20 protein-coding genes are annotated in these 23,836 nt (G+C 59.3%); 12 read left to right on the top strand and 8 right to left on the bottom strand.

Annotated features, from left to right (window positions below; genetic code table 11):
• The first annotated feature begins 34 nt into the window (after positions 1–34).
• From KUF73_RS20920 to KUF73_RS20900, 5 genes are all read left to right on the top strand, one after another.
• Positions 35–937: a LysR family transcriptional regulator gene (locus KUF73_RS20920; RefSeq protein WP_218439933.1), complete on the top strand. Its 903-nt coding sequence runs from the start codon at positions 35–37 to the stop codon at positions 935–937.
• 129 nt (positions 938–1,066) lie between these two features.
• A complete protein-coding gene (locus tag KUF73_RS20915; RefSeq protein ID WP_218439932.1) occupies positions 1,067–1,693 on the top strand; it encodes a glutathione S-transferase family protein in 627 nt (208 codons plus the stop codon).
• 63 nt (positions 1,694–1,756) lie between these two features.
• A complete protein-coding gene (locus tag KUF73_RS20910) occupies positions 1,757–3,787 on the top strand; it encodes a pyridoxamine 5'-phosphate oxidase family protein (protein ID WP_218439931.1) in 2,031 nt (676 codons plus the stop codon).
• A 111-nt stretch (positions 3,788–3,898) separates the two neighbouring features.
• A complete protein-coding gene (locus KUF73_RS20905; protein WP_218439930.1) occupies positions 3,899–5,095 on the top strand; it encodes a DUF3142 domain-containing protein in 1,197 nt (398 codons plus the stop codon).
• The gene (locus tag KUF73_RS20900) at positions 5,082–7,196 is read left to right on the top strand and encodes a hypothetical protein (RefSeq protein ID WP_218439929.1); all 2,115 of its coding nucleotides are present in this window, start codon (positions 5,082–5,084) and stop codon (positions 7,194–7,196) included. The genes KUF73_RS20905 and KUF73_RS20900 overlap by 14 nt, the downstream gene beginning before the upstream one ends.
• A 3-nt stretch (positions 7,197–7,199) precedes the next feature.
• Here the strand turns inward: KUF73_RS20900 and KUF73_RS20895 are convergent, their stop codons facing one another.
• Positions 7,200–7,829, bottom strand: a complete 630-nt coding sequence (locus KUF73_RS20895) for a LysE family translocator (protein ID WP_218439928.1) — start codon at positions 7,827–7,829, stop codon at positions 7,200–7,202.
• Positions 7,830–7,974: 145 nt separating this feature from the next.
• Between KUF73_RS20895 and KUF73_RS20890 the strand changes: the two genes are divergently transcribed.
• The gene (locus tag KUF73_RS20890; RefSeq protein ID WP_218439927.1) at positions 7,975–8,448 is read left to right on the top strand and encodes an Lrp/AsnC family transcriptional regulator; all 474 of its coding nucleotides are present in this window, start codon (positions 7,975–7,977) and stop codon (positions 8,446–8,448) included.
• A 96-nt stretch (positions 8,449–8,544) separates the two neighbouring features.
• Here the strand turns inward: KUF73_RS20890 and lpdA are convergent, their stop codons facing one another.
• Entirely contained in the window at positions 8,545–9,951 is a 1,407-nt protein-coding gene (gene lpdA / locus KUF73_RS20885; RefSeq protein WP_218439926.1) for a dihydrolipoyl dehydrogenase, read from the bottom strand.
• Positions 9,952–10,168: 217 nt separating this feature from the next.
• On the opposite strand from lpdA, the gene hflK (KUF73_RS20880) reads away from it, so the two are divergent.
• The 5 genes from hflK (KUF73_RS20880) (at position 10,169) to cfaB (ending at position 17,554) form a co-directional block, all read left to right on the top strand.
• Positions 10,169–12,130 (top strand): protease modulator HflK, encoded by a 1,962-nt coding sequence (hflK, locus tag KUF73_RS20880; RefSeq protein ID WP_218439925.1) that lies wholly within the window; start codon positions 10,169–10,171, stop codon positions 12,128–12,130.
• A complete protein-coding gene (gene hflC / locus KUF73_RS20875) occupies positions 12,127–13,182 on the top strand; it encodes a protease modulator HflC (RefSeq protein WP_218439924.1) in 1,056 nt (351 codons plus the stop codon). The genes hflK (KUF73_RS20880) and hflC overlap by 4 nt, the downstream gene beginning before the upstream one ends.
• Positions 13,179–14,237, top strand: coding sequence for a protease modulator HflK (hflK, locus tag KUF73_RS20870; protein ID WP_218439923.1), 1,059 nt, complete (start codon positions 13,179–13,181; stop codon positions 14,235–14,237). The genes hflC and hflK (KUF73_RS20870) overlap by 4 nt, the downstream gene beginning before the upstream one ends.
• The gene (locus KUF73_RS20865; RefSeq protein ID WP_218439922.1) at positions 14,234–16,144 is read left to right on the top strand and encodes a cation-translocating P-type ATPase; all 1,911 of its coding nucleotides are present in this window, start codon (positions 14,234–14,236) and stop codon (positions 16,142–16,144) included. Before hflK (KUF73_RS20870) ends, KUF73_RS20865 begins: the two co-directional genes overlap by 4 nt.
• A gap of 225 nt (positions 16,145–16,369) precedes the next feature.
• Positions 16,370–17,554, top strand: a complete 1,185-nt coding sequence (gene cfaB / locus KUF73_RS20860) for a C17 cyclopropane fatty acid synthase CfaB (RefSeq protein ID WP_218439921.1) — start codon at positions 16,370–16,372, stop codon at positions 17,552–17,554.
• Here the strand turns inward: cfaB and cls are convergent.
• Positions 17,551–18,990, bottom strand: coding sequence for a cardiolipin synthase (cls, locus tag KUF73_RS20855; RefSeq protein ID WP_218439920.1), 1,440 nt, complete (start codon positions 18,988–18,990; stop codon positions 17,551–17,553). The genes cfaB and cls overlap by 4 nt on opposite strands.
• Before the next feature lie 132 nt (positions 18,991–19,122).
• Here cls and KUF73_RS20850 point away from each other — a divergent pair, with 132 nt between their 5' ends.
• Complete coding sequence (locus KUF73_RS20850) at positions 19,123–19,644, top strand: DUF3617 domain-containing protein (protein WP_218439919.1); 522 nt, start codon at positions 19,123–19,125, stop codon at positions 19,642–19,644.
• A 103-nt stretch (positions 19,645–19,747) separates the two neighbouring features.
• On the opposite strand, the gene KUF73_RS20845 is transcribed toward KUF73_RS20850, so the two are convergent.
• The 5 genes from KUF73_RS20845 to folE2 all read right to left on the bottom strand — a co-directional run bounded on the left by KUF73_RS20845 (position 19,748) and on the right by folE2 (position 23,807).
• The gene (locus KUF73_RS20845; protein WP_218439918.1) at positions 19,748–20,644 is read right to left on the bottom strand and encodes a His/Gly/Thr/Pro-type tRNA ligase C-terminal domain-containing protein; all 897 of its coding nucleotides are present in this window, start codon (positions 20,642–20,644) and stop codon (positions 19,748–19,750) included.
• A gap of 154 nt (positions 20,645–20,798) precedes the next feature.
• Complete coding sequence (locus tag KUF73_RS20840) at positions 20,799–21,674, bottom strand: metal ABC transporter substrate-binding protein (protein ID WP_218439917.1); 876 nt, start codon at positions 21,672–21,674, stop codon at positions 20,799–20,801.
• Positions 21,675–21,685: 11 nt separating this feature from the next.
• Positions 21,686–22,246 (bottom strand): metal ABC transporter permease, encoded by a 561-nt coding sequence (locus tag KUF73_RS20835; RefSeq protein WP_218439916.1) that lies wholly within the window; start codon positions 22,244–22,246, stop codon positions 21,686–21,688.
• A complete protein-coding gene (locus KUF73_RS20830) occupies positions 22,246–22,914 on the bottom strand; it encodes a metal ABC transporter ATP-binding protein (protein WP_218439915.1) in 669 nt (222 codons plus the stop codon). Before KUF73_RS20830 ends, KUF73_RS20835 begins: the two co-directional genes overlap by 1 nt.
• Positions 22,911–23,807, bottom strand: coding sequence for a GTP cyclohydrolase FolE2 (gene folE2 / locus KUF73_RS20825; protein ID WP_218439914.1), 897 nt, complete (start codon positions 23,805–23,807; stop codon positions 22,911–22,913). The genes KUF73_RS20830 and folE2 overlap by 4 nt, the downstream gene beginning before the upstream one ends.
• Positions 23,808–23,836: the final 29 nt, after the last annotated feature.

Raw genomic sequence — 23,836 nt, 5'->3', positions numbered from 1 at the left:
GCTGCGATCTTTTGATTTGAGCGAGGTGAACTCCATGGACCGCTTCCAGGAAATGCAGGTCTTCGCCGCTGTTGCCCAAGAGCAGGGCTTTTCCGCTGCCGCTCGGCGCTTGGGTATGTCGGCAGCCAGCGTCACCCGTGCGGTCGCAGCGCTGGAGCAGCGCATCGGCACGCAACTGCTCACGCGCACCACGCGCAGTGTGAATCTGAGCGAGGCGGGTCAACGTTATCTTGAAGACTGTCGGAGAATTCTCGCCGAAGTGCAGGAAGCCGAGGATTCGGCAGCGGGCAGTCACGCCCAACCCCGTGGGCAACTGACGATTACCGCGCCGGTTTTGTTTGGTGAGTTGTTCGTCACGCCGCTGATGGTGAGTTTTCTGACGCAATTTCCAGACGTCACGATCAATGCATTGTTGGTCGACCGGGTGGTGAGCGTGGTGGAGGAGGGCGTTGACGTGGCCGTGCGTATTGGTGAGCTTCCCGATAGCAATCAACATGCTATCCGCGTCGGCGAAGTTCGGCGGGTGATTTGCGCGTCGCCGCAGTTTCTGGCCACCCAGGGTCGGCCAACCCATCCGCAAGCGTTGGCTCAGGCGCCGATCATCGCGACGTCCTCGATTGGTCAACTCAAAAGTTGGCCATTCCTTGAAGGTGATGAACCGCTGAGCGTCCGAGCGGAGCCGCGACTGGTGGTGACAGCGAATCAGGCAGCCATTGCCGCTGCGGCACTGGGTTTGGGTTTCACCCGGGTTCTGTCTTATCAAGTGGCAAGCAAGGTCGCGGCGGGCGAGTTGGAAATCATATTGGCTGACTTCGAGATGCCGCCATTGCCCATCCATGTGGTCTATCAGGGCGGGCGCAAGGCCCCGGCGCGCGTGCGCAGCTTTGTCGATTTTGCGGTGAAGGCGCTCCGGAACCATCCGGCATTGCAGGGCTGACGGGTTGTTTCACTGGCTGAAATAATGGATTGCGTTTACTGGTTATTCTGTTGTTTTGGCGGGTGATAGAAGATGGCTGCCATCGGTGCTCTTCTCTCCCGAGCAGCGCCACTCACCGCGGAGCCAACCATGCAAGCCATCAAACTATACAACTTCCCGCGTTCGGGCCACGCTCACCGTGTCGAGCTGATGCTGTCCCTGTTGAACCTGCCGACTGAGCTGATCTTCGTCGATCTGGCCAAGGGCGCGCACAAGCAGCCTGACTTTCTCGCACTCAATGCGTTTGGCCAAGTTCCGGTTCTTGATGATCAAGGTGTGGTGCTGGCTGATTCCAACGCGATCCTGGTTTATCTGGCGCAAAAATACGGCAACGGTCGCTGGCTGCCAGCCGATCCGGTGGGGGCGGCGAAAGTGCAGCGTTGGTTGTCAGTCGCTGCCGGGCCGATTGCCTTTGGCCCAGCCCGGGCCCGGCTGATTACCGTGTTTGGTGCGCCTTACAACGCTGACGAAGTGATCCCTTACGCCCACACCGTGCTCAAAGTCATCGATCAGGAATTGGCTAATACGACTTACCTGGCTGGTAGCGAGCCGACCATTGCCGACGTTGCGGCCTACAGCTACGTCGCCCATGCACCGGAAGGCAATGTATCGCTGGATGACTACGCCAACATCCGCGCCTGGCTGGCGCGGATTGAAGCCTTGCCAGGTTTTGTCGGCATGCCGCGCACCGTTGCCGGTCTGCAAAAAACTGCCTGATGCTTGCGGCCCGACATTGTCGGGCCTTTCACGCTGTGCACTTTGCGCAGGGGAGTAGCCTTAATGGATCGTTCACCGTGGCATGCTGGCGAGAGACAGTTGCAGGCTCATGTGGGTGTTGCCGAGCGAATGGAGGTCCTTGGTCGCAGGGTGATTCGCAGCCAGATGCCGGACCAGCACCGTACGTTCTATCAGCAACTGCCGTTCATGCTGTTCGGCGCGGTGGATGCGCAAGGGAATCCTTGGGCCAGCGTGTTGGAGGGTCAGCCGGGCTTTGTTCACTCGCCGGAACCGGGGCTTCTGCAATTTGGCAGCCTGCCTGGCGTCGACGATCCTGCACAATTGACCGATGGCGGCGCGATCGGCCTGCTGGGAATTGAACTGCACACACGGCGGCGCAATCGCATTAATGGCCGGGTTGGCGCGGTGTCGGCAGGCGGCTTTGGTGTGACGGTGGAACAGTCCTACGGTAACTGCCCGCAGTACATTCAATTAAGGCAGTTTCGCTCAGTGCCACTGGCGGACCCGGCCACACGGCCCGCGCAACATTTCAGCGAGCTGGACGATGCGGCGAAAGCCATGATCGCCGAGGCTGACACCTTCTTTGTCGCCAGTTACGTGGATGTCGAGGGCGGACGTTCGGTGGATGTTTCCCATCGCGGCGGACAGAGCGGGTTCGTTCAAGTGGAAGGCAATCGCCTGACCATTCCAGATTTTGCGGGCAATCTTTTTTTCAATACGTTGGGTAACTTGCTGGTTAATCCCCGGGCCGGTTTACTGTTCATCGATTTCAATTCGGGCGATTTGCTGCACCTCAGCGGTCGTACCGCAATAATTCTTGACGGTCCGCAAGTTGAGGCCTTTCAGGGCGCTGAACGTCTGTGGACGTTCCACGTGGAACATATGGTGCGTCGGCCCGCTGCTCTTGCATTACGATGGCGGTTCGACGGCGTATCGCCCACCAGTTTGCTGACCGGTACATGGACGCAAACCAATGCCCGTCTGCAAGCGCAGGCTCTGGGCGACAGTTGGCGGCCGCTGCGAGTCGTGCGCATCGAAGCGCAGAGCCACAACATTCGCTCAATCTATCTAGAGCCCGCTGACGGTGCCGGGTTGCCGTTGTTCCAAGCCGGGCAGCATTTGCCGCTGCGGTTCAACATTGACGGCGAAATACATATCCGCACTTACAGTCTGTCGAGTGCACCGTCCGATGATTTTTTCCGCATCAGCGTGAAGCGTGATGGCCGAGTTTCGTCGCACTTACACGAACAGCTTCACGTTGGTGATCTGCTGGAAGCACGTGCTCCTCAAGGGCATTTCACCGTGGCGCCCCATGAGCGTCGGCCACTGGTGTTGCTGGCTGCCGGGGTCGGCATTACGCCGCTGCTGTCGATGCTGCGCGAGGTGGTGTATCAGGGTTTGCGCACCCGGCATATTCGGCCGACCTGGTTCTTGCAGAGCTCGCGAACATTGGCTGATCAAGTATTTCGTCCCGAGCTGGATCGCTTGCTCGAGGATGCCGGTGACGCAGTCAGGGTAGTTCGCCTGCTCAGTCAACCGGAGCCAGAGGCACGGGAAGGCGAAGATTTTGATTTGACCGGGCGGATCGACGTCGCGCTGCTCAAGGATTTGCTGGAAGTCGAAGACTACGATCAGCTGGATTTTGTCCTGTGTGGCCCCGGCAGTTTTACTCAGGCGATGTACGACGGTCTGCGCGAGTTGGATATCCGTGATGTACGCATTCATGCAGAAACGTTTGGGCCGTCGACTTTGCGCCGGCAACCAGACCCCGACGCCATCGTTATCGAGCAACCGCCAGCCGCTTCCACCTCTGTGCCCGTGGTATTCCAACGTTCGGCCAAAGAGGCTCGCTGGCAACCCGATGGCGGCAGTCTGTTGGAACTGGCGGAAAGCCGTGGTTTGCATCCGGAATTCAGCTGCCGTGGTGGTTCCTGCGGTACCTGTAAAACCCGTCTTATCAGCGGCCAGGTGAACTATCCACAGCCCCCGGCGGAATTACCGGGCGAAGGACATGTGCTGATTTGCTGTGCAATTCCGGCTCAGGGGACGCAGCCTTTGGTCCTTGATATCTGAAGGATCCTTGCCGGCCAGCATTGCTCACCGGTCGTTGGCTGAGTAGGGTAAGACGCAGAACGAAAAAGGGCCGAGAAAGGCCCTTTCTGCATTTCAGGAATTGGCATTTTCATGGTTTCACTCACACGCTTGTTGGTCGTGATGACGGCGCTGGCGCTGCTAAATGGTTGCAAACCAGAGACCGCGCCGCCGCTCGATCAACAACTCTACGTCTGGCAACGGCAATGGACCCCAGCCCACGACGCTGCGCTGCGGGATAGTCGCGCGGACTTTTCGACACTGCGCGTTCTCGCGTTGCAGGCCTTCCCTCAGGTGGGATGGAATCGGGCGCGGATCGATCCGGCGTTGCTCAAGCGTGATGGTCGGCCTCTGATTGCGGTGATTCGCCTGGATGGCCAACTCAATTCGTTGGATGAGGACGAAGCGACGGCGCAAATTCAGCAGCTGATCGGCGATTGGCAAGCTCAGGGGCTAACCCTCGCAGGGGTGGAAATCGACCACGACGCGGGTAACGCACGGCTACCGGCCTACCGCGAATTTCTCAGGCATTTGCGCTTGGCGTTGTCATCCACGTTGCCGTTGAGCATCACCGCTTTGCCGTCCTGGCTCGACAGTGCCGAACTGCCCGCGTTGTTATCCACAGTCGACAGCAGCGTGTTGCAGGTGCACGCGGTGAGCGATCCGCGTCGCGGCTTGTTTGATCCGGCGCAAGCTCGGAATTGGGTCAAGGCCTGGAGTCGCATCACTTCAAAACCCTTTTACCTGGCACTGCCGGCTTATGGCGTAGCGTTGTTACCGAGCGCCAGCGGTGCGCCTGTCGTGGAAAGCGAAGTGCGCGTCGAGCGTGACGGCGAGCGTCAGGAATTGCTGGCCGATCCACGACAACTGAGTAACCTCGGTGCCGAGTTACGCGTAGAACCACCGCCTCACCTGGCTGGCCTGATCTGGTTTCGCCTGCCACTGGCCGATGATCGAAGGGCCTGGAGCCTGCCTACCCTGCGAGCGGTGGCTCGCGGGGATGTCCTCGACAGTCGGCTGGTGCTGAAACTCTCGGCGCAGGACGGCCTCTATGACATCGGCATTCGCAATGAAGGCAACCTCGACAGCGCCTGGCCCGAGCGCCTGACGCTGCTTGTGCAGGGTTGTGAAGGGGCTGATGCGCTGGCCGGTTATACGTTGCAACAGGGCCCGGATCTGCTTACCTTCACCCGCCTGCGCGACGGTCGAATAGCGGCCGGCGGACAGCGCGCTATCGGTTGGGCACGCTGCGCAAAAATTGATCAAGGAGGTTCGAATGTTCACCCGTAACTGGCCGCGTCATCTGCTCTGCCTGAGCCTCAGCTTGCCGCTGGGTTCGGCGTTGGCGTGCGGGCCGGATTTCCCCATGCGCCTGCTGGACAACCGAGGTCAGTCGCTGGCCGAGCTGCCGGAAGGCAACTTCAACTTCGAGGTGAGCCGCCTCGGACATGCGGTTGCCGGGTTGAAGAGCGTTGCGCAAACCGCCTACAGCATGGAAGCGACCGACTATGCGGAACAGCGCAGCCAGTCGGAACAAACCGGCTTGAGCGCCGAGCAGCAGGCGCTGGTGAAACAGCTTCGCGGCTTGAACGATGCCCGTCAGGTCGAAGCGCAAGGCGCGAGTTTACCCGCCGAGATCAGGCTCTATCTGGCCGGTGCCGTGGCGTTCAGTGGCGGTGATCACGGTTTGGCTGCGGAGTATTTCCGCAAAGTGCTGGCGCTGCCGGCTGAACAAAGAGCGTTGCGAAGCACCTGGGCTGCCTACTCGTTGGGGCGGGCGTTGTTTGCCATGAGCTCGCAGGCGGACGCGGGCCCAGACGTGTTGGCACAGTCTCGCCAAGCCTTTGAACAAACCCGGCAACTGAGCATCGACGGCTTCAGCGACCCACTGGAACTGGGTGTCGCCAGCCTCGGTGAAGAGGCCCGCGTGGCACGTACCGCAGGTGACTGGAACAACGCCATCGAACTCTATGCCACGCAAAATCTCCACGGCTCGGCAGTCGGCTATACCTCGCTGAAGCTGCTGATGGCCGATCTGGCGGCAATGCCTGAGGAACAATTGACCGAGCTGCTTAAGGGAAAACCGGTGCAACAACTGGTAACCGCTTCGCTGATCAGCCGGCTGGGCTGGTCATTCGGCGATCAACCGCCTAACCAGGAAAAGCTGATCAAACTTCTGCAAAGCAGCACGCGCGGGAGTCTCGATAACGCTGATCGCCTGGCGGCAGTGAATTATCAACAGGGTGATTACACCAGCGCCAAGGCGTTCCTTGAACACGCTGGCAATGGCGGGCTGGCCTGGTGGCTGCGGGCCAAACTCGCGGTGCGCGATGGCGATAAAAACGCTGCGGCCGCGGCGTATGCGAAGGCCGCCCAAGCCTTCCCGCAGAATGAGTCCTGGGGTGAGCGGCGTACACCGGACTGGGACTATGAATCCCTTCAGCCCAAGTGTCGCGTTGAAGGTGAAAGCGCGATTCTGGCCCTGCAACGCGGGGATTACTTGCAAGCCTTCGATCAGCTCTATCGCAGCCAAGGCATCTATTGGTTCGACGCGGCCACCGTTGCCGAGCGCGTGCTGACGCTGGATGAACTCAAGCAGTACGTCGACACCCATGTGCCGGCACCGCCGCTCAGTCAGCAGGATCGCGACAACTATGTGCCTTTGCCAGTGGCGGCAAGCCTGCGCAATTTGTTGGGGCGGCGATTGTTGCGTGAGGAGCGTTACGACGAAGCGCCCGCGTATTTCGACAACGTCGAGTTGCAGAACAAGGCCAGGGCGTACGGGCAGTCGCGACAAGAGGCGGCATCCACCTGGTGGCCGACCCGTCGCGCCGGAGCCTTGTTCAACTCAGCCTGGATGGCCCGTGATTGGGGCATGGACATTCTTGGCTATGAAATGGCCCCGGATTACGCCACGTTCGGTGGCAACTACAGCCTTGAAAACAGCGAGCTTAAGGTCGGGCCATTGGTGGCCGAAGATGAAGTGAAACGTCAACAGGTCAGTGTTGCTAAGCCGGATCAGCGTTATCACTATCGTTTTGTCGCAACTTCATTGGCCAGCCGCGCTGCTGATAATTTGCCGCGTACGAGTCAGGCATTTGCGGCGGTGCTGTGTGCGGCGGCGGGGTGGAACTCCAGTCTTGAAGAGGAAAGTGCCTTTTACCAACGCTATGTCAAGGAAGGCCCATACGTGTATTGGGCGGTGGACTTCGGTCATCATTGCCCATATCCCGACTTCCAGAACGCCAACAAGCGCTATGTCACCCAGTTTACTGACACCGCGCGTTCAGCATTACGGCCTTACAAGAAACCGTTGCAGTACGGCAGCGTGATAGCGGTCACGGCAGCGGCGTTGTTGCTGATCAATCGCCGCCGCCGCAAGGCCCGGTAACGCTCAAGCCTGTTGAACGAAGGTCAACCGCACGGCGAATCCGATCAACAGGCTGCCAAATATCCACTGCTGCAATCGTTGGGCGGATGGACTGCGTTGCAGCCATCGACCGAGTGCAGCGCCGACCAATGCATAGGCACTGTCGAACAGCAATCCGACGGCCACCAGCACCATGCCCAGGGTCGCAAATTGCGCCAGCACCGGCCCGGCGTCCGGGTTTATGAACTGCGGCAGCAGGACCGAGCAGAACAGCAGCGCCTTGGGGTTGAGCAGGTTAGTCAGCAAGCCGCGCTGGACCGCGTTGCGCCAGGATGCTTGATCGGTCGTTAAATCGGTCCCGTTCAGGTTCGGCAGCAGGGTTGTGCGCAGGCACTGGATGCCGACCCAAAACAGGTACGCGGCACCCGCCAGGCGCACGACGTCGAAGGTCCAGGGCGCAGCCTTGAACAGTGCCGCCAACCCCAACGCTGCCAGCGCCACATGGCAGCCACGGGCAATGGCCAACCCCACCGCCGTGGCCAACGCAGCCCCTTTGCCCTGACGGGCACCGGTTTGCAACAGCAGGATCATGTCGGGACCCGGCAACAGATAAACCACTGCCAGCGCCATGAAAAACAGCCAGAGTCCCGTCATGTTGCACCCCATTCGTTGTCGATTCGGTACGGCCAGTCTAGGGCGCAGGGGCAGGGCAGGTGTTTGCGTAGTTGGCTTCTAAATCGTCTTGTCTTGGCATAACCTGCTACTCGATGACAGTTAAACCATTGGGATCTACCAAAGCATGAAACTGGATGCCTATGACCGCAAAATCCTCGCCGCGCTACAACGGGATGGTCGCTTGAGTAATGTGCAACTGGCTGACGAGATCGGTCTGTCTGCGTCGCCCTGTTTGCGACGGGTACGGATGCTCGAAGAAGCCGGGGTAATTCGCGGCTATCAGGCCAATCTGGATCGCGACGAAGTCGGGCTTGGGCTGACGGTATTTGTCGGGGTGAAGGTCGAGCGTCATAACGACGAGCAGGCAGAGTCTTTTCGCCTTGCGGTGACGGCATTGCCCGAGGTGATTTCGGCGTTTCTGGTGTCTGGGGAATCGGATTTTTTATTGCAGGTGGTGGTGCCGGACCTGCGCGCCTATGACCGATTTCTCACCGGTCGGTTATTGAAGTTGCCGGGGGTGAGTGATATCCGCAGCAACTTTGCGATTCATACGGTGAAGACGCCGGGAGCGTTGCCGTTGGGGCATTTACCTATCTGAAAATCAAAAGATCGCAGCCTGCGGCAGCTCCTACATGGATATGAACACCTGTAGGAGCTGCCGAAGGCTGCGATCTTTTGATCTTTTGCTGTTGATCTACATCTGCGTCGCCATTCCCTCCACATTCATTGCTGCCTGGCGCAAAGCCTCGGAGCGCGTCGGGTGTGGGTGGCAGGTCAGGGCGATGTCTTCGGCTGACGCACTGAACTCCATCGCCACGCAATATTCGCCAATCATTTCACTGACGCTCGGCCCCACAAGGTGCACGCCGAGGATTTCATCGGTGCGTTCATCGGCCAGCACTTTGGCGAAGCCTTCGGTTTCGTGATTGATTTTCGCCCGGCTGTTGGCGGTGAAGGGGAATTTTCCAACCTTGAACGCGCGGCCTTCAGCCTTCAGTTGTTCTTCGGTTTTGCCGACACTGGCCAGCTCGGGTTTGGTGTAGATGACGTTGGGAATCAGGTCGTAATTGACCTCGCCCGCCTTGCCGACAATTTGTTCGACGCAGGCCATGGCTTCATCTTCGGCCTTGTGCGCGAGCATCGGCCCGGAGGTTACGTCGCCAATTACCCAGACGCCGGCGGCTTCTGTACGGTGGCCCTTGTTGGTGAGCATGCCGCGTTTGTCCGTGGTGAGGCCGACATTCTCCAGCCCGAGGCCTTGGGTGTACGGCCGGCGCCCGATGGCCACCAGCACGTAATCGGCTTCCAGCACTTCGGCGGTGCCACCCGCAGCAGGCTCGACGCTAAGTTGCACACCGGTGTCGGAGGATGTGGCACTCGTCACTTTGGAACTCAACTTGAAACTGATGCCTTGCTTGCTCAAAGAACGCTGCAGGGTTTTACCCGCTTCGCCGTCCACACCCGGGCAGATGCGGTCGAGGAATTCGACTACCGTCACTTGAGCACCCAGGCGCCGCCACACCGAGCCCAACTCAAGGCCGATCACGCCGGCACCAATCACCACCAGATGTTTCGGTACTTCGGTCAGCGAGAGCGCGCCGGTGGAATCGAGAATCCGTTTGTTATCGATGTCGACGCCGGGCAGGGGAGTGGGTTCTGAACCGGTGGCGATGATGATGTCTTTGGCGCTTAGTTCAGTCTTGCCACCGGCATTGTCAGTGACCGTGACCGTGACCTTGCCCGGCCCGTCGATGTGGCCCCAGCCCTTGATCCAGTCGACTTTGTTTTTGCGAAAGAGAAACTCGATGCCCTTGGTCAGCCCGGTCACGCTTTCGTCTTTCTGTTTCATCATCTGGGCGAGATTGAGGGTGGGTTTGACCTCGATCCCCAGGCTGGCGAACTCCGATCCCATGGCTGCGTCGTAGAGTTCGGAGGCGTGCAATAACGCCTTGGAAGGCATGCATCCGACGTTCAGGCAGGTGCCGCCAAGGGTGGCGCGGCCTTCCACGCAAGCCGCTTTCAAACCCAATTGGCCTGCGCGGATCGCTGCGTTGTAGCCGCCAGGGCCACCGCCGAGTATCACGACGTCATAAGTGCTCATGAATGTACTCCTGGATTGAAAGGGGACCGGGATCGGTAAAAGTAGTCTTTGAATAAAATTACGAACGTAATATGTGCGTTCCGGCGCATTTCGGTCAAGGCTTCAGCGTAGCGATAGGTTGAGCATCTTTAGATAGAGCGAATGAGCACGAAAATTTCACCGATTTCGTTATATTGTAACGAAATGCACTGTGGACAAAGATAAACACTGGAGTGGTATGCAAGTCGATCTCGATGAGGATGAAGCGCAGGTAGCCGGTTTGCCGCGCTTTCAACAGGCGGTTTTCCAGGGGCGACGATTGCGCCAGTTCGCCATCGGCCTCGGCGTGCTCGCGGCGATGGGCCTGGTATCGGGGTTTTTTGTCGGGCTGTTTACGCCGCAATCGCTTTGGCCTGCGCTGTTGTTCAATCAGAGCGCTGCGTTGCTGGTGGTCGTCGCTGGCTTGCAATCCGCCTGGTGGGTAACGCAGTGGCGTTCGCGGGCGATGAGCCCGGTTGAGCCAGTGATCGTTGCCGACGTCGACCTTGAAGCCCCGGTGGGTTGGTACGAACGGCTGCTGGATCGGATGGGTCAGCGTTGGGTGAACCTGCTCAGGCAGATCGGTGCGCCGACGTTATGGCTGGGCGGTTGGGCGCTGCTGGCGTTGCTGTGTGTCGAGCAGGTGTGGAACCTTGAATTGCCGTCCGCTGCACTGGGAATATCGGCCACGGTGGGCGCGACGCTGGCGCTGCTGCTGGCCTTCGGTTTGCTCGTGCTGGAGCGTCAACTTGCTCAGGAAAACTCAGCCCAATGGCCTGAAGCTGGTGCGTTGGCGCAGCTGATCCGCGTGGCAATAATCAGCCTGATACTCGGTGCGTTGTGCCTGTTGTTTGGTAATGAAACCGCCCTCTGGCCAGTTCGTCTGGCGGTCCTGATCGGCCTGTTGCCGGGTCTCGTTGCAGTCGAGTTGCTGCTGCGCGCCGCACTGTCGTTGTTCATCCCGCGCCGTGAGCAACTTGAACCGGTGTTGCTGGCCCGTAGCTTTGTCGCCGACATGTTGCGCTGGCCGCCTCAGCCGTTGCTGGCGTTGCAGCACGAATTGCACAACCGCTTTGGTATCGATCTGCGGCAGATCTGGGCGTTCACCTATATGCGACGAGCATTCTTGCCGGTGCTGGCCGTTGTCGCCGTTGTCGGTTGGTCGCTCACGGGTATTCACGAAATACCGCTGCAAGGTCGCGGCATCTACGAGCGCTTTGGTAAACCGGTGGAGGTGTTCGGCCCCGGTTTGCATGCCGGTCTTCCGTGGCCACTGGGGCGGGTACTGAATGTCGAAAACGGCGTGGTACATGAGTTGGCCACCAGTGTTGGGGAAACGTCCGTGCCAGTGCAGTCTGACCCTGCCGAAGGCCCCGCACCGATCACGGCCAACCGGTTGTGGGACGCCAGCCACGTGAACGACAAATCCCAAGTGATTGCCAGCAGCCGCGCTGACAAGCAGAGCTTTCAGATCGTCAATATGGACGTGCGCTTTGTCTACCGTATCGGCCTGAGCGATCAAGCGGCACTGGCTGCCACCTATAACAGTGCCGACGTGCCGACGCTGATTCGCAGCACTGCCAGCCGCATTCTGGTTCACGACTTCGCCTCTCGTACCCTCGACGGACTGCTCGGTGAAGACAGGGTGGGGCTCGCCGATGAGATCGGCCGGGCCGTGCAGGCGGACCTGAACAATCTCCACAGCGGTGTGGAAATTCTCGCCACCGTTGTAGAAGCGATTCATCCACCGGCAGGTGCCGCCAATGCTTATCACGGCGTGCAAGCCGCGCAGATTGGCGCCCAGGCATTGATTGCCCGCGAACGGGGAGCCGCCGCCGAAGCTACCAACCAGGCGCAGTTGCAGGCCAGCATCGCTCAAGATCAGGCGACCGCGAGTGCCCACGAAGTCAATTCCACGGCCAAGGCGGCCGACCTGAAATTCAGCGCCGAGCAAAAGGCTTATGCCAGCGCTGGCCAGGCATTCGTGCTGGAGCAATACCTCAGCCAGCTTTCCCAAGGCCTGGCCAACGCCAGGTTGCTGGTGCTCGACCATCGCCTGGGCGGCAGCAGCAATGCGCCGACCATCGACCTCCGTACGTTCACGTTGCCGGCTGACCCTGCGTCGTCGCGTAAAACCGCTCAGCCAGGAGCTGCCAATTGAGCCAGTCACATTCTTCAGATCATGGTCACGATCATGATGACCATAGCGGCCATGACCACGGCCATGGCGGGCATCACCACCACGGTCATCACCATCATCACCACGGCGATCCGCAGGAAGCCGGCCCGTTCCCATGGCGACGCATGGGTTGGGCGGCGTTGCTGGTGGTGTTTGCCGTGGCAGCGGCGAGCCTGGTGCAAGTACGCTCGGGCGAAGCCACGGTGATCACCCGCTTTGGCAACCCATCGCGAGTGCTGTTGGAACCGGGTCTTGGCTGGCGCTGGCCGGCACCTTTCGAAGCGGCGATCCCGGTTGATCTGCGACTGCGCACCACGTCCAGCGGTTTGCAGGACGTGGGCACACGGGATGGTTTGCGCATCATTGTTCAGGCTTATGTGGCGTGGCAGGTGCAGGGTGATCCGGACAATGTGCAGCGCTTCATGCGCGCCGTGCAGAATCAACCGGACGAAGCGGCGCGGCAGATCCGCACCTTTGTCGGTTCGGCGCTGGAAACCACGGCCAGTAGTTTCGATCTGGCCAACCTGGTGAACACGGACGCCAATCAAGTACACATCGCCGATTTCGAAGCACAACTGCGCCAGCAAATCGATCAACAGTTGCTGACCACTTATGGTGTGCGAGTCCTGCAAGTTGGCATCGAACGCCTGACGTTGCCGTCGGTCACGCTCACGGCGACGGTGGATCGAATGCGCGCCGAGCGCGAAACCATTGCCACTGAGCGCACCGCCATTGGCAAACGCGAAGCCGCGCAAATTCGCTCTGCCGCCGAGCGGGATGCGCGAATCGTACAGGCCGATGCGACGGTGAAAGCGGCTGACATTGAAGCGCAATCGCGGGTCGAAGCGGCGCAGATTTATGGTCGGGCATACGCCGGTTCACCGCAGCTCTATAACTTGCTGCGCTCACTCGACACCTTGGGCACCGTGGTTACGCCTGGAACAAAACTGATTCTTCGCACCGATGCCGCGCCATTCCGTGTGTTGGTTGACGGTCCGCCGACGCTCGATAACAAACCCGGATCACAGCCATGAGTTTGGTTCCACGTGGAACAAATGAATTGAGCAGCCCCTGGATTCAGGCCGGGCGATTGGCGTTTCTCGCCCTGTATGCGGTGACAGTGCTGGCTGCTCTGGCGTGGGCGGTTTCGAATGTGCGGCAGATCGATCCGCAAAACCGCGCGGTGGTTCTTCACTTTGGTGCATTGGATCGCATTCAAAATGCCGGTCTGCTGTTGGCGTGGCCGCGACCGTTTGAGCAGGTCATTTTGTTGCCGGCGGCGGATCGTGTGATCGAGCGTCGAGTGGAAAATTTGTTGCGCACAGACGCTGCGTTGCAGTTTGATCATGTGGCCAGTTTTGCCACTCCGATCAGTGACGCATTGGCGGGTTCCGGTTACCTGCTGACGGGCGATGCTGGTGTGGTGCAGCTGGATGTGCGGGTTTTCTACAAGGTCACTGAGCCCTATGCCTTTGTGCTTCAAGGCGAACATGTATTGCCAGCCCTGGATCGACTGGTTACTCGCAGCGCTGTAGCCCTCACCGCCGCACGAGATCTGGACACCATTCTGGTCGCCCGACCGGAGTTGATCGGCGCGGATAATCAGGCGGCCGAACGACGGGAACGACTGCGCGGAGATCTGGTACAAGGCATCAACCAACGCCTCGCTGAATTGACGGCAACAGGGCAGGGGCTGGGGATTGAAGTGGCACGGGTGGATGTGCAATCGAGTTTGCCCGGCCCGGCGGTCAACGCCTTCAATGCCGTGCTGACTGCCAGCCAACAAGCTGACAAAGCGGTGGCCAACGCGCGCACCGAAGCCGAGAAGCTGACCCAGACCGCCAACGAACAAGCCGATCGCACCCTGCAAGTTGCCCACGCCCAGGCGAGCGAGCGACTGGCGAAAGCCTCGGCGGATACGGCCACGGTGTTGAGCCTGGCCAAGGCCCAACAACAAGGCACCGACCCACAAATGTTGCTGCGGATTTACCGCGAGCGGATGCCGAAGATTCTCGGTCAGGCCGGTTCGGTCACCACGGTTGATCCGAAAGACGATTCCCGGCTGATCATTCAGGGAGCTGCACAATGACTGCTCAAACTGCCGCTGCGCCGAGCATGTTGTCTTCGGCCGAACAACGCAGCGCTGCCCGTCAACTGACCTTGGCCATGCTCGCACTTGGCTTGCTTGCACTGGGGCTCGTCTGGCGCTGGTTGTCGCCGGAGCAGACCGGGGTCAGTCAATTGTTGTTGGGCTTTGCGTCCGTGCTGGTGGCCATACCGGTCATGCGCTCGGCCTGGTACAGCCTGCGGTATCCGAGCCTGCACGGCATCACCGATCAATTGATCGCCCTCGCCATGCTCGGTGCCTGGGCGACGGGCGATTTGCTGACGGCTGCATTGCTGCCGATCATCATGATCTTTGGCCACGTGCTGGAAGAGCGCAGCGTAATCGGTTCGCAAGAAGCCATTCATGCCCTCGGCAAACTGACCCGCAGCCACGCGCGCAAGCTTCAGGCTGACGGCTCGATCGTCGAGGTCGACAATGGCACGCTGAAGGCGGGCGATCGGGTGGAGGTGCGCGCCGGTGATCGAGTGCCGGCAGATGGTCGGGTGTTGTCCGGTCAGGCGAGTCTCGACACCGCATCCATTACCGGCGAGTCGGTGCCGGTGGAGGCGGGTGTCGGCATGCTGGTGTTCGGCGGCGCGATCAACCTTGATGGGCTACTGCGCATCGAAGTAACCCGCACGGGCCGAGAATCGACCCTCGGTAAAGTCATCGCACTGATGCAAAACGCCGAACGTTCGAAGCCACCAATTACCCGGTTACTTGAGCGCTACGCCGGTAGCTACATGGTGCTGGTGTTGTTACTGGCGGCGGTGACCTGGTTCATCACCAATAATGCCCAGGCCATGCTCGCGGTATTGGTGGCGGCGTGCCCCTGCGCACTGGTGTTGTCGGCACCGGCGACGGCGATTGCCGGGGTGGCGGTGGCGGCTCGGCACGGCATTCTGATTCGCAGTTCGGCGTTTCTTGAAGAGTTGGCAGACTTGACCTCACTGGTGGTCGACAAGACCGGCACCCTGACCTTCGGCACCTTGCGTCTGCAATCGATCGACAGCCCGCTGGAGGATCGCACGCACGTCCTGAAACTCGCCGCCAGCCTCGGCTCTGCCAGCAGTCATCCGGTTAGTCGTGCGCTGGCCGGGCTGGTTTCACAGGAGCATTTCCTGCTGCTTTCCGACCTGCACGAACGTCAGGGTTTGGGTGTGGTGGCTATGACAGAGCAGGGCGAGGCGGCACTGGGCAGGCCAGAATTGTTCGCTCAATTGGGCATCGCCACGTCGGTGGTTCCTGACCACGACGGCCCGATTGCCGGGCTCGCACTCAACGGTGAATTCCTGGCCTGGTTGTTACTGGCCGACAGCGTCAAACCCGAAGCGAAGTTTGCCTTGAGCGAATTGCGAGACCTTGGCCTGGGCCGGCAGCTTTTGCTTACCGGTGACCGCCAAAGTGTCGCGCACACTCTCGCGCGGGATGTCGGCATCAGTGATGTCGAAGCGCAGGCGTTGCCCGAAGACAAACTGAACCGCGTGCTCAAGGAAATCGACAGTGGTTTCCGGCCTATGGTGGTCGGGGATGGCATCAATGATTCGTTGGCATTAAAGGCGGGAGTGGTCGGCGTCGCGATGGGCGCGGGTGGCGCGGACATAGCGCTGGCCTCGGCGGACATCGTACTGATCGGGAGCGACCTGCGTCGCCTCGGGACGTGTGTGCGCTTGAGTCGGCAGTGTCGGCAGACCTTGCAGGTCAACGTGATCATTGGCTTGGGCTGGACTCTGGCGATTGTTGCCTTCGCCGCATTCGGCTGGCTCGGCGCAGCGGGTGCAATGATTGCGGCGTTGCTGCATAACCTCAGCACATTATTGGTGTTGGGTAATGCGGGGCGTCTGCTGCGGTTCCAGGAACCGTTGCTGAAGTTGAAGGATGAAGACTGAGAAAAAATCTGCAATCGTTCTAAACCGGGGGATTATCGGCCATAAAATTTTCAGAACTGTGCGCCGTGTCCGCAGTCATTAACGTTGAGGGCATGGCATTTTGTGCATTCGCGGTGATTGGTTATTTGCCGCGAATCATAGAAAACGGCTATTAATTCGATAGCCAGCTATTTTTCCAAGATGGTCTACCCTCTGATCAGACGTCTGAAACAAGGGGGATCCTCCATGCTCGCGCAACTTCCACCGGCCTTACAGAATCTGCAGTTACCGCTACGCCTGCGACTCTGGGACGGCCATGAATTTAATCTGGGGCCGACGCCCAGCGTCACAATTGTGGTCAAGGACCCACAAATGGTTCCCCAGCTCACTCATCCAAGCCTGGACGCGCTCGGAGCGGCGTTTGTCGAGGGCAAACTTGAGTTGGAGGGTTCTATCAGCGACGTGATACGCGTTGTTGATGAATGGAGCCAGGCGTTGCTCGGTGATTTGGACACTCAGCCAGTGCGCGTCGTCCACGACAAGGAAACCGACGCCAAGGCGATTTCCTACCACTACGACCTGTCCAACGCTTTTTATCAGCTGTGGCTCGACAGTGACATGGCGTATTCCTGCGCCTATTTCGAGACGGGTAGCGAGACCCTTGAACAGGCCCAGCAGGCGAAATTCCGTCACCTGTGCCGCAAGTTGCGTCTGCAACCTGGCGACTATTTGCTGGATGTCGGCTGTGGCTGGGGTGGGTTGGCGCGGTATGCAGCGCGTGAGTTTGGCGCGAAAGTATTTGGCATCACCCTAAGTAAAGAGCAACTGGCCCTGGCTCGTGAACGGGTCAAGGAAGAAGGTTTGGAGGACTTGGTTGAACTGCAACTGCTCGACTACCGCGATCTGCCCCAAGACGGGCGCTTCGACAAAGTGGTAAGCGTGGGCATGTTCGAGCACGTCGGCCATGCGAACCTGGCCGAGTACTGCAAAACCCTGTTCGGTGCGGTCAAGGAAGGTGGTTTGGTGATGAACCACGGGATCACCGCCAAATACACGGATGGTCGCCCAGTGGGACGCGGTGCCGGCGATTTCATCGAGAAGTACGTATTCCCCAATGGTGAGTTGCCGCATCTGTCGATGATCTCTGCCGAGATCAGCGAAGCCGGGCTTGAGATCGTCGATGTCGAGAGTCTGCGCTTGCACTACGCGCGTACTCTGGACCACTGGAGTGAGCGGCTTGAGGATAATCTGGAAGCCGCCTCTAAAGAGGTGCCGCAACAAGCACTGCGGATCTGGCGGTTGTACCTGGCGGGATGTGCCTACGCGTTCGCCAAGGGTTGGATCAACCTGCATCAGATACTGGCGGTGAAGACTCACCCCGATGGCAGTCATGAACTGCCATGGACCCGGGATGACATTTACACGCCTTAAAGGATGGGTGAAATAAGCCGGGCGACCCGCATGCCGACTTGTTGCAGGCGGTGGGTTTCCCGGCCTTCTTCTTTGGCGATTTCGTGAGCCTGGGCAAAGTCGTCGTTGAGCATCTGTTCCACTTCGGCAGCAAACGCACTGTCCACCGTCAGCAACATCACTTCGAAATTCAGCCGGAACGAACGGTTGTCCATGTTGGCGCTGCCGATGGCGCTGATTTCGCTGTCGATCAACACCACTTTCTGATGCAGGAAGCCGGGTTCATAACGGAACACCCGCACACCGGCGCGCACGGCTTCGAAGGCATACAGGCTGGAGGCGGCATAAACGATTCGGTGATCGGGGCGTGAAGGCAGGAGAATCCGTACATCAACCCCGCGCAATACGGCCAGGCGTAATGCAGCGAATACTGCTTCGTCGGGGATGAAATAAGGGCTGGTGATCCAGACGCGTTCGGTCGCCGCATGGATGGCTTCGACGAAGAACAGTGAGCAGGTCTCGTAGGAATCTGCCGGGCCACTGGCGAGCAACTGGCAGAGCACACCGTCGTCTGGATACACCTCCGGGAGGATCATGGGTGGTAATGAGCGCGCCGCCCAGAACCAGTCCTCGGCAAACGATTCCTGCATGCACGCCACCACCGGTCCGCGCACTCGAACATGGGTATCGCGCCAGGGTGCCAAGGGTGGTTTTTCACCCATGTATTCGTCGCCGACGTTGTGCCCGCCGACGAAGCCCAGGATTCCGTCCACCACCACAATCTTGCGGTGGTTACGGAAGTTGACCTGGAAACGGTTAAGCCAGCCGCTGCGGGTAGCGAAGGCTTTGACCTCGACACCGGCGTCGCGCAGCGCCTGCACATAACTGTGGGGCAGGGAGTGGCTGCCAATGCGGTCGTACAGCAAATGAATCGCCACACCTTCGGCGGCCTTGCGCAGGAGCAAGTCGCGCAGGCGCTGGCCGAGTCGGTCATCGTGAATGATGAAAAATTGAACCAGCACCGCTTCTTTCGCCTGGCTGATGGCGTCGAAAATAGCGTCGAACGTGGCCCGACCGTTAATCAACAATTGCACTTCATTGTTGGCCAGGCATGGCATGCGGCCCAGTTTCGGCATCGCCCTCAGGGACGCATACGCATTGGACGCGCGCGCCGTCAGTGCCTCTTCCACCCATGGGCGCCAATTCAGTTCGGAGATGGCCTTGCGCATTTCTTCGTTGGCTTGGCGGCGGGCCTTGATGTAGCCATCGAAAGTGCTGCGGCCGAACACCAGATAGGGGATCAGCGTGAGGTAGGGAATGAAAAACAATGACAGTGCCCAGGCAATCGAGCCTTGGGCGGTTCGAACGGTCAGCACGGCGTGTATTGCCGCGATCATGCCTAGCGAGTGCAGCAAGGCAATGGTGTAGCCGAAAATATGCGGTCCAAAATAATCCATGGGGGCAGCCTTGCTCCTGAAGATTCAATGCGTAACAGACCATGTTCCGGGCAGAATGTCGCTATTTAATTGGTCCATGAACCGAAGCCTGTGGCTGACGTCTAACGGCCACTACTGATCAGGAGTTACACGATGAATGTTCGTCTGCTGGGTTTGGCCATGGCACTAGGTGTGGCACTTCCTGTGGTTGCTCAAGCGCAGATGCTCCAACCAGGGCTGTGGGAATTGACCACGAGCAATATGAAGGTCGACGATCAGAACATGCCTGATCTGCAACTGATCCTCGGGCAATTGCAAAGCCAGATGACCCCTGAGCAGCGTGCGCAGCTGGAAAAGCAGGGCATCACCATGGGTGGTAAAGGGATTCGCGCTTGCCTGACCCCGGAGCAGGTCAAGTCGGACAACATTCCGCTGACGGACCCGCAATCGGGCTGCAAGCAGGAAATCACCGACCGCACCGGCAACCAGTGGAAATTCCGCTTCAGCTGTCCGAAAGCGCAAGGTGCGGGTGTGGCTACGTTCCTCAGCGATCGTGAGTTCACCACCAAGGTCAACGGTACTTTCAATGCCACCGGCATCCAGCAAAAGGGCAGCCTCGATACGCGCGCCGTGTGGTTGGGGCAGGATTGCGGGACTGTGAAACCAAGAGCCTAAAAGCTTCGCGAGCAAGCCCGCTGCCATATTTGTCCGAGTTCTCTTGGGGGAACATGGCCAAGTGTGAGCGGGCTTGCTCGCGACAGCGTCCGCACCAGGACCCTTAATCCTCAGGCTGACTCAACCACGCACACACCGCTTCAATCCCCATCCTGCCAAAATCTTCCCCACTTCGACTGCGCACGCTGACGAACCCACCGGCCTGTTCTTTCTCTCCCACCACGACCAAATAGGGCACCGTCTGGCTGTGCTGGCGGATCTTGTAGCGCACTTTCTCATCACGCAGGTCGGCCAGGGCGTGCACGCCGGTACGGCGCAAGGTTTCGGTCACCGATTGTGCATAAGTCACCTGATGTTCACCCATGCTCACAACCATCACACGCGGCGGTAGGCGCCAGTGTTGCAGTTCCTGATGGCTGGACCAGCACGTGCCGTAGATCCGTTGTTGCAAGGTTCCGCTGATGTGATCGAGCGCAAATGCCTGGAGTACCTTGGTCGTCGGGACATGCGGGCCGGTGGTCAGATATTCGGAGTCACCCAGTCGGTAGATCGACAGGTTCTCGGCATGCATTGAAGGGGAAGGTGTCTCACGGCGACGTATCGAGTGATTGGTGGCTGCCAATGACTGCATGCGTGTTTCTATCAACGGCAGGTCCACGGGGGTCAAGGCGCGTTCGACTGCAAACTCGCAAAAGAAACCGTCACCCAGTGTCGAACCCGTGCGCATCTGCGCATGCGGGTGGAGTTGCTTGACCGCCATGGCCAGCATCAACGTACAGGAGCGGCGCAGGATTTCCAGGCCGTCAGGCTCCTGCGGCGTCACTATGCTGACCCTGGCATCGGCCTCGATCATGAACTCGCAGTCCACCAACATGCCGTTGACTCGACCTGCTACTGCCGCGTTGGCCAGCCCAGGGCCAATACTCGCAGCAACCTCGTGCACGGACAGCGGTTGGTCGTATTCACGCAATGAACCATTGGGCAGGGTGATCTGGATCATGGTTGTTGTTCTCGGATACTTCGATCACATGCGCTAGCGCATAAACCTTAGGCCCAAACCCTGGCTGTTGTCATGTAGACATTTGTCGTGTCAGGCCATTTGGTGCTTGCGCGCAGGAGGCGATTCAGTCACTGCCGGAAGGATGGTTGCGTAATCATGGCTTGCTCAACGCGTCGTACAGGGTGTTGAGGTTGTATTCGAACAGTCCGGTAAAGGTGCGTGCCGGACCGCTGGCAGAGAGGGCATCGGAGTACAACGTGCCGCCAATCTGCGCGCCGCTTTCGTCAGCGATCTGCTTGAGCAGGCGAGCGTCCTTGATGTTTTCCATGAACACCGCTTTGACCTTGGCCTGACGAATCTGAGTAATCAGCGCAGCAACTTCGGCGGCCGACGGCTCGCGCTCGGTGGACAGTCCTTGCGGCGCCATGAAATCGATACCGTAGGCCTGACCGAGATAACCGAATGCATCGTGGGATGTCACGATTTTGCGATTGCCCGGCGGCAGTGAGCCCAGTTTGGTCTTGGCTTCGGCGAGCAGGGCGTAGATCTTTTTCAGGTAGGCCTGGCTGTTGCGTTCATAGTCAGCTTTGTTTGCCGGGTCGGCGGTGATCAGTGCCTTGGTGATGTTGCTGACGTACAACTCGGCGTTAGCGAGGTTGTGCCAGGCATGCGGGTCCGCAATGGTCTCGCCGTCTTCATCCAGGGCACGCGGAATGACGCCGTGGCTGGCACTGATGACGGGGGCCCGGGATTCGGTGCTGGTCACCAGACGATCCAGCCATGGCTCGAAACCCAGGCCATTCTTGATGATGAGTTTTGCCTTGAGCAGCGCTTGGGCATCGTTCGGGGTTGGCTCATAAGTGTGTGCGTCGGCGTCGGGGCCGACCATGTCGGTGATCTGGATATGCTCGCCACCGACCTGCTGCGTCATGTCGGCGAGAATGCTGAAACTGGTGACCACTTGAAGTTTTTCTGCGGCGGACAGTGACATCGACAGCATCAAACTGAACAGCACGAGTAAAGCGCGCATCGGGGAACACCTCATTGGGATGTGAGCAAAGGCGGGCGGCGCAGCAAACCGTGCACCGGCCCAAACACCACGGACAGCAGATACAAACCGCCAGCCACCAGCACAATGGCCGGACCGCTGGGCAGCGAGTAATAGAACGACAGCAGCAGGCCCAGCCACACGGAGAGGCTGCCGAGCAGTGCTGCGATGGAGATCAAGACGGGTAAGCGGCGACTCCAGAAGCGCGAGGCGGCAGCGGGCAGCATCATCAGGCCGACCACCATCAAGGCGCCGATGGCCTGAAAGCCGATTACCAGATTCAGCACCACCAACGTCAGGAATACGCCGTGTGCCAAGGGGCCGAGGCCGCCGATGGTCAGCGCGGGGAGGCTCAGTCCGGCGAACCAGAAGCCTAATGCAGCGCCGGGTAAAATGCCGTGGGCTACCGCGTCACCGATCAGGCTCATGCGCCGCAGGATCAGAAACACCCCGAGCGGTGCCGTGCTGCATGCCAGAACCAAGCCGCCAAACAAGGCCCGGCGCATGAACACGAACTCATTAAAAGGTTGCCAAAGATGAGCAGCAGCAAGCATCAGGCCACCTGCGTTTGTGGTGGCTGGTGGATCAGCTCGATGCTCGAACCGTAGACGCAACCGCTGCGTTTAATCAGCAACGTGTGCGGAATATGTTGGCGTACGGCGGCCAGGTCATGGCACACGACAACCAGTGTTCGCCCCTCGGCATGCCATCCGTGCAGGTGTTTCCAAAGGAGCGCCTGACCGAGTTCGTCAAGGGCAGCGTGCGGCTCATCAAGTAACAACAGAGGCGCATCGGCGAGACTCAGTCGAGCGAGCAGGGCGCGCTGCAATTCGCCACCGGACAGAGCCATCAAAGGGCGCTGTTCCAAACCACTCAGGCACCAGTCTTCCAGCACCGTTTTCAGGCGCTGGCTGCGCAGTGCTGGTGATTGCTTGCTGCCCCAAAAACCGGCAGCGACCAACTCCTGCAGGTTGATGGGAAATTGGCGGTCCAAGTGCTGTTGCTGAGGTAAAAATGAGAGAGAGCCCTTGCGGGGGACATCCAGTAAGGTTTTTCCCGTCAGCGGTTTTTGCAGACCGGCGAGGACTTTTAACAGGCTACTTTTCCCGCTGCCGTTGGCACCGATCACGGCGGTGAAGCTTCCCTTTGATAATTCGATATCGAGTTGAGGTGTCAGGGGCTGACCTGGAGCTCCCCAACGCAGCGCCTGGCAACGGATCATGCGACCTCCCAGTTACAGTGACTTTCGGCGACGGCGTCGTGGGCATGGAGGCTTTCGGCATGGATCACCCGCACTCGAAAACCATTGATGCCGGGTGAGCGTTTCAAGGCCTGGTTCAAGCGGCGCGCTGCGTCTTCACAGAACATCAGGTTTTGCCCGTTGGCCAGGGCAAAGGCTTGTTCGTCAGCGCGCTTCACCGCTGTTTGTACGGCGGTGCCGAGTGCCGCTTCGGCATCGTTGATGAGCGCGATCAGCGGAAGTTCGTCCAGATAGTCGTCCAGGCGTACACATAGTTGTGCGACGCTGCGTTGGCTGTGAGGTGTTGCGACGATGCCTTTTGTCGAGCCGAGCCAAGCCAAAACTTCGGCGTGTTGCAGTGGCTTGTTGGTGAAGTCATCGACGAATTGTTGCTGAATCAACTGCCGAGAAAGCGCTGCCGAACAGGGACACGTTGAGGAATAAGGCACGTCGATTTTTAGTTCCACGTGGAACATCGCGTTTTTCAAACGCGCTTCGATGCTGACGGGATAGGCTTTCCAACCGGCAAGTAGACTGACTAACGCGGGTCTTTTAAGCAGCAATTCGGTGTGGATTTTTAAGTGCGTGCTGTTGGAGAGTCCTTCATGGCTATCCAGAAAACTTTGCAATGTTCGCCTTAACAGAGCTGGCGAGAGTGTTTCCGACTCAAGCGTTGCCAACGCCAGATAGAGCCTCGACATATGAATGCCGCGCGCCTCTCCATCATCGAGGCTAACCCCGACATCGGCGTTTGCAGCCAACCGTTGGCCATCAAATAAAACAGGTAGTGCAATGCCGCACATGCCCACCCATTCCAGCGGCAAGGGTTGGCGTGAGGCCTGCGAGGCGATATCCGGCAGAGTCAGCGCATTCATGAGTGAATCCATCGTGGGAGTTGATTTGA

Source organism: Pseudomonas sp. PD9R (assembly GCF_019200975.1).
Classification (GTDB): Bacteria; Pseudomonadota; Gammaproteobacteria; order Pseudomonadales; family Pseudomonadaceae; genus Aquipseudomonas.
Note: the sequence above shows the minus strand (reverse complement) of the source record. Positions and strands in the feature narration are given on the sequence as shown.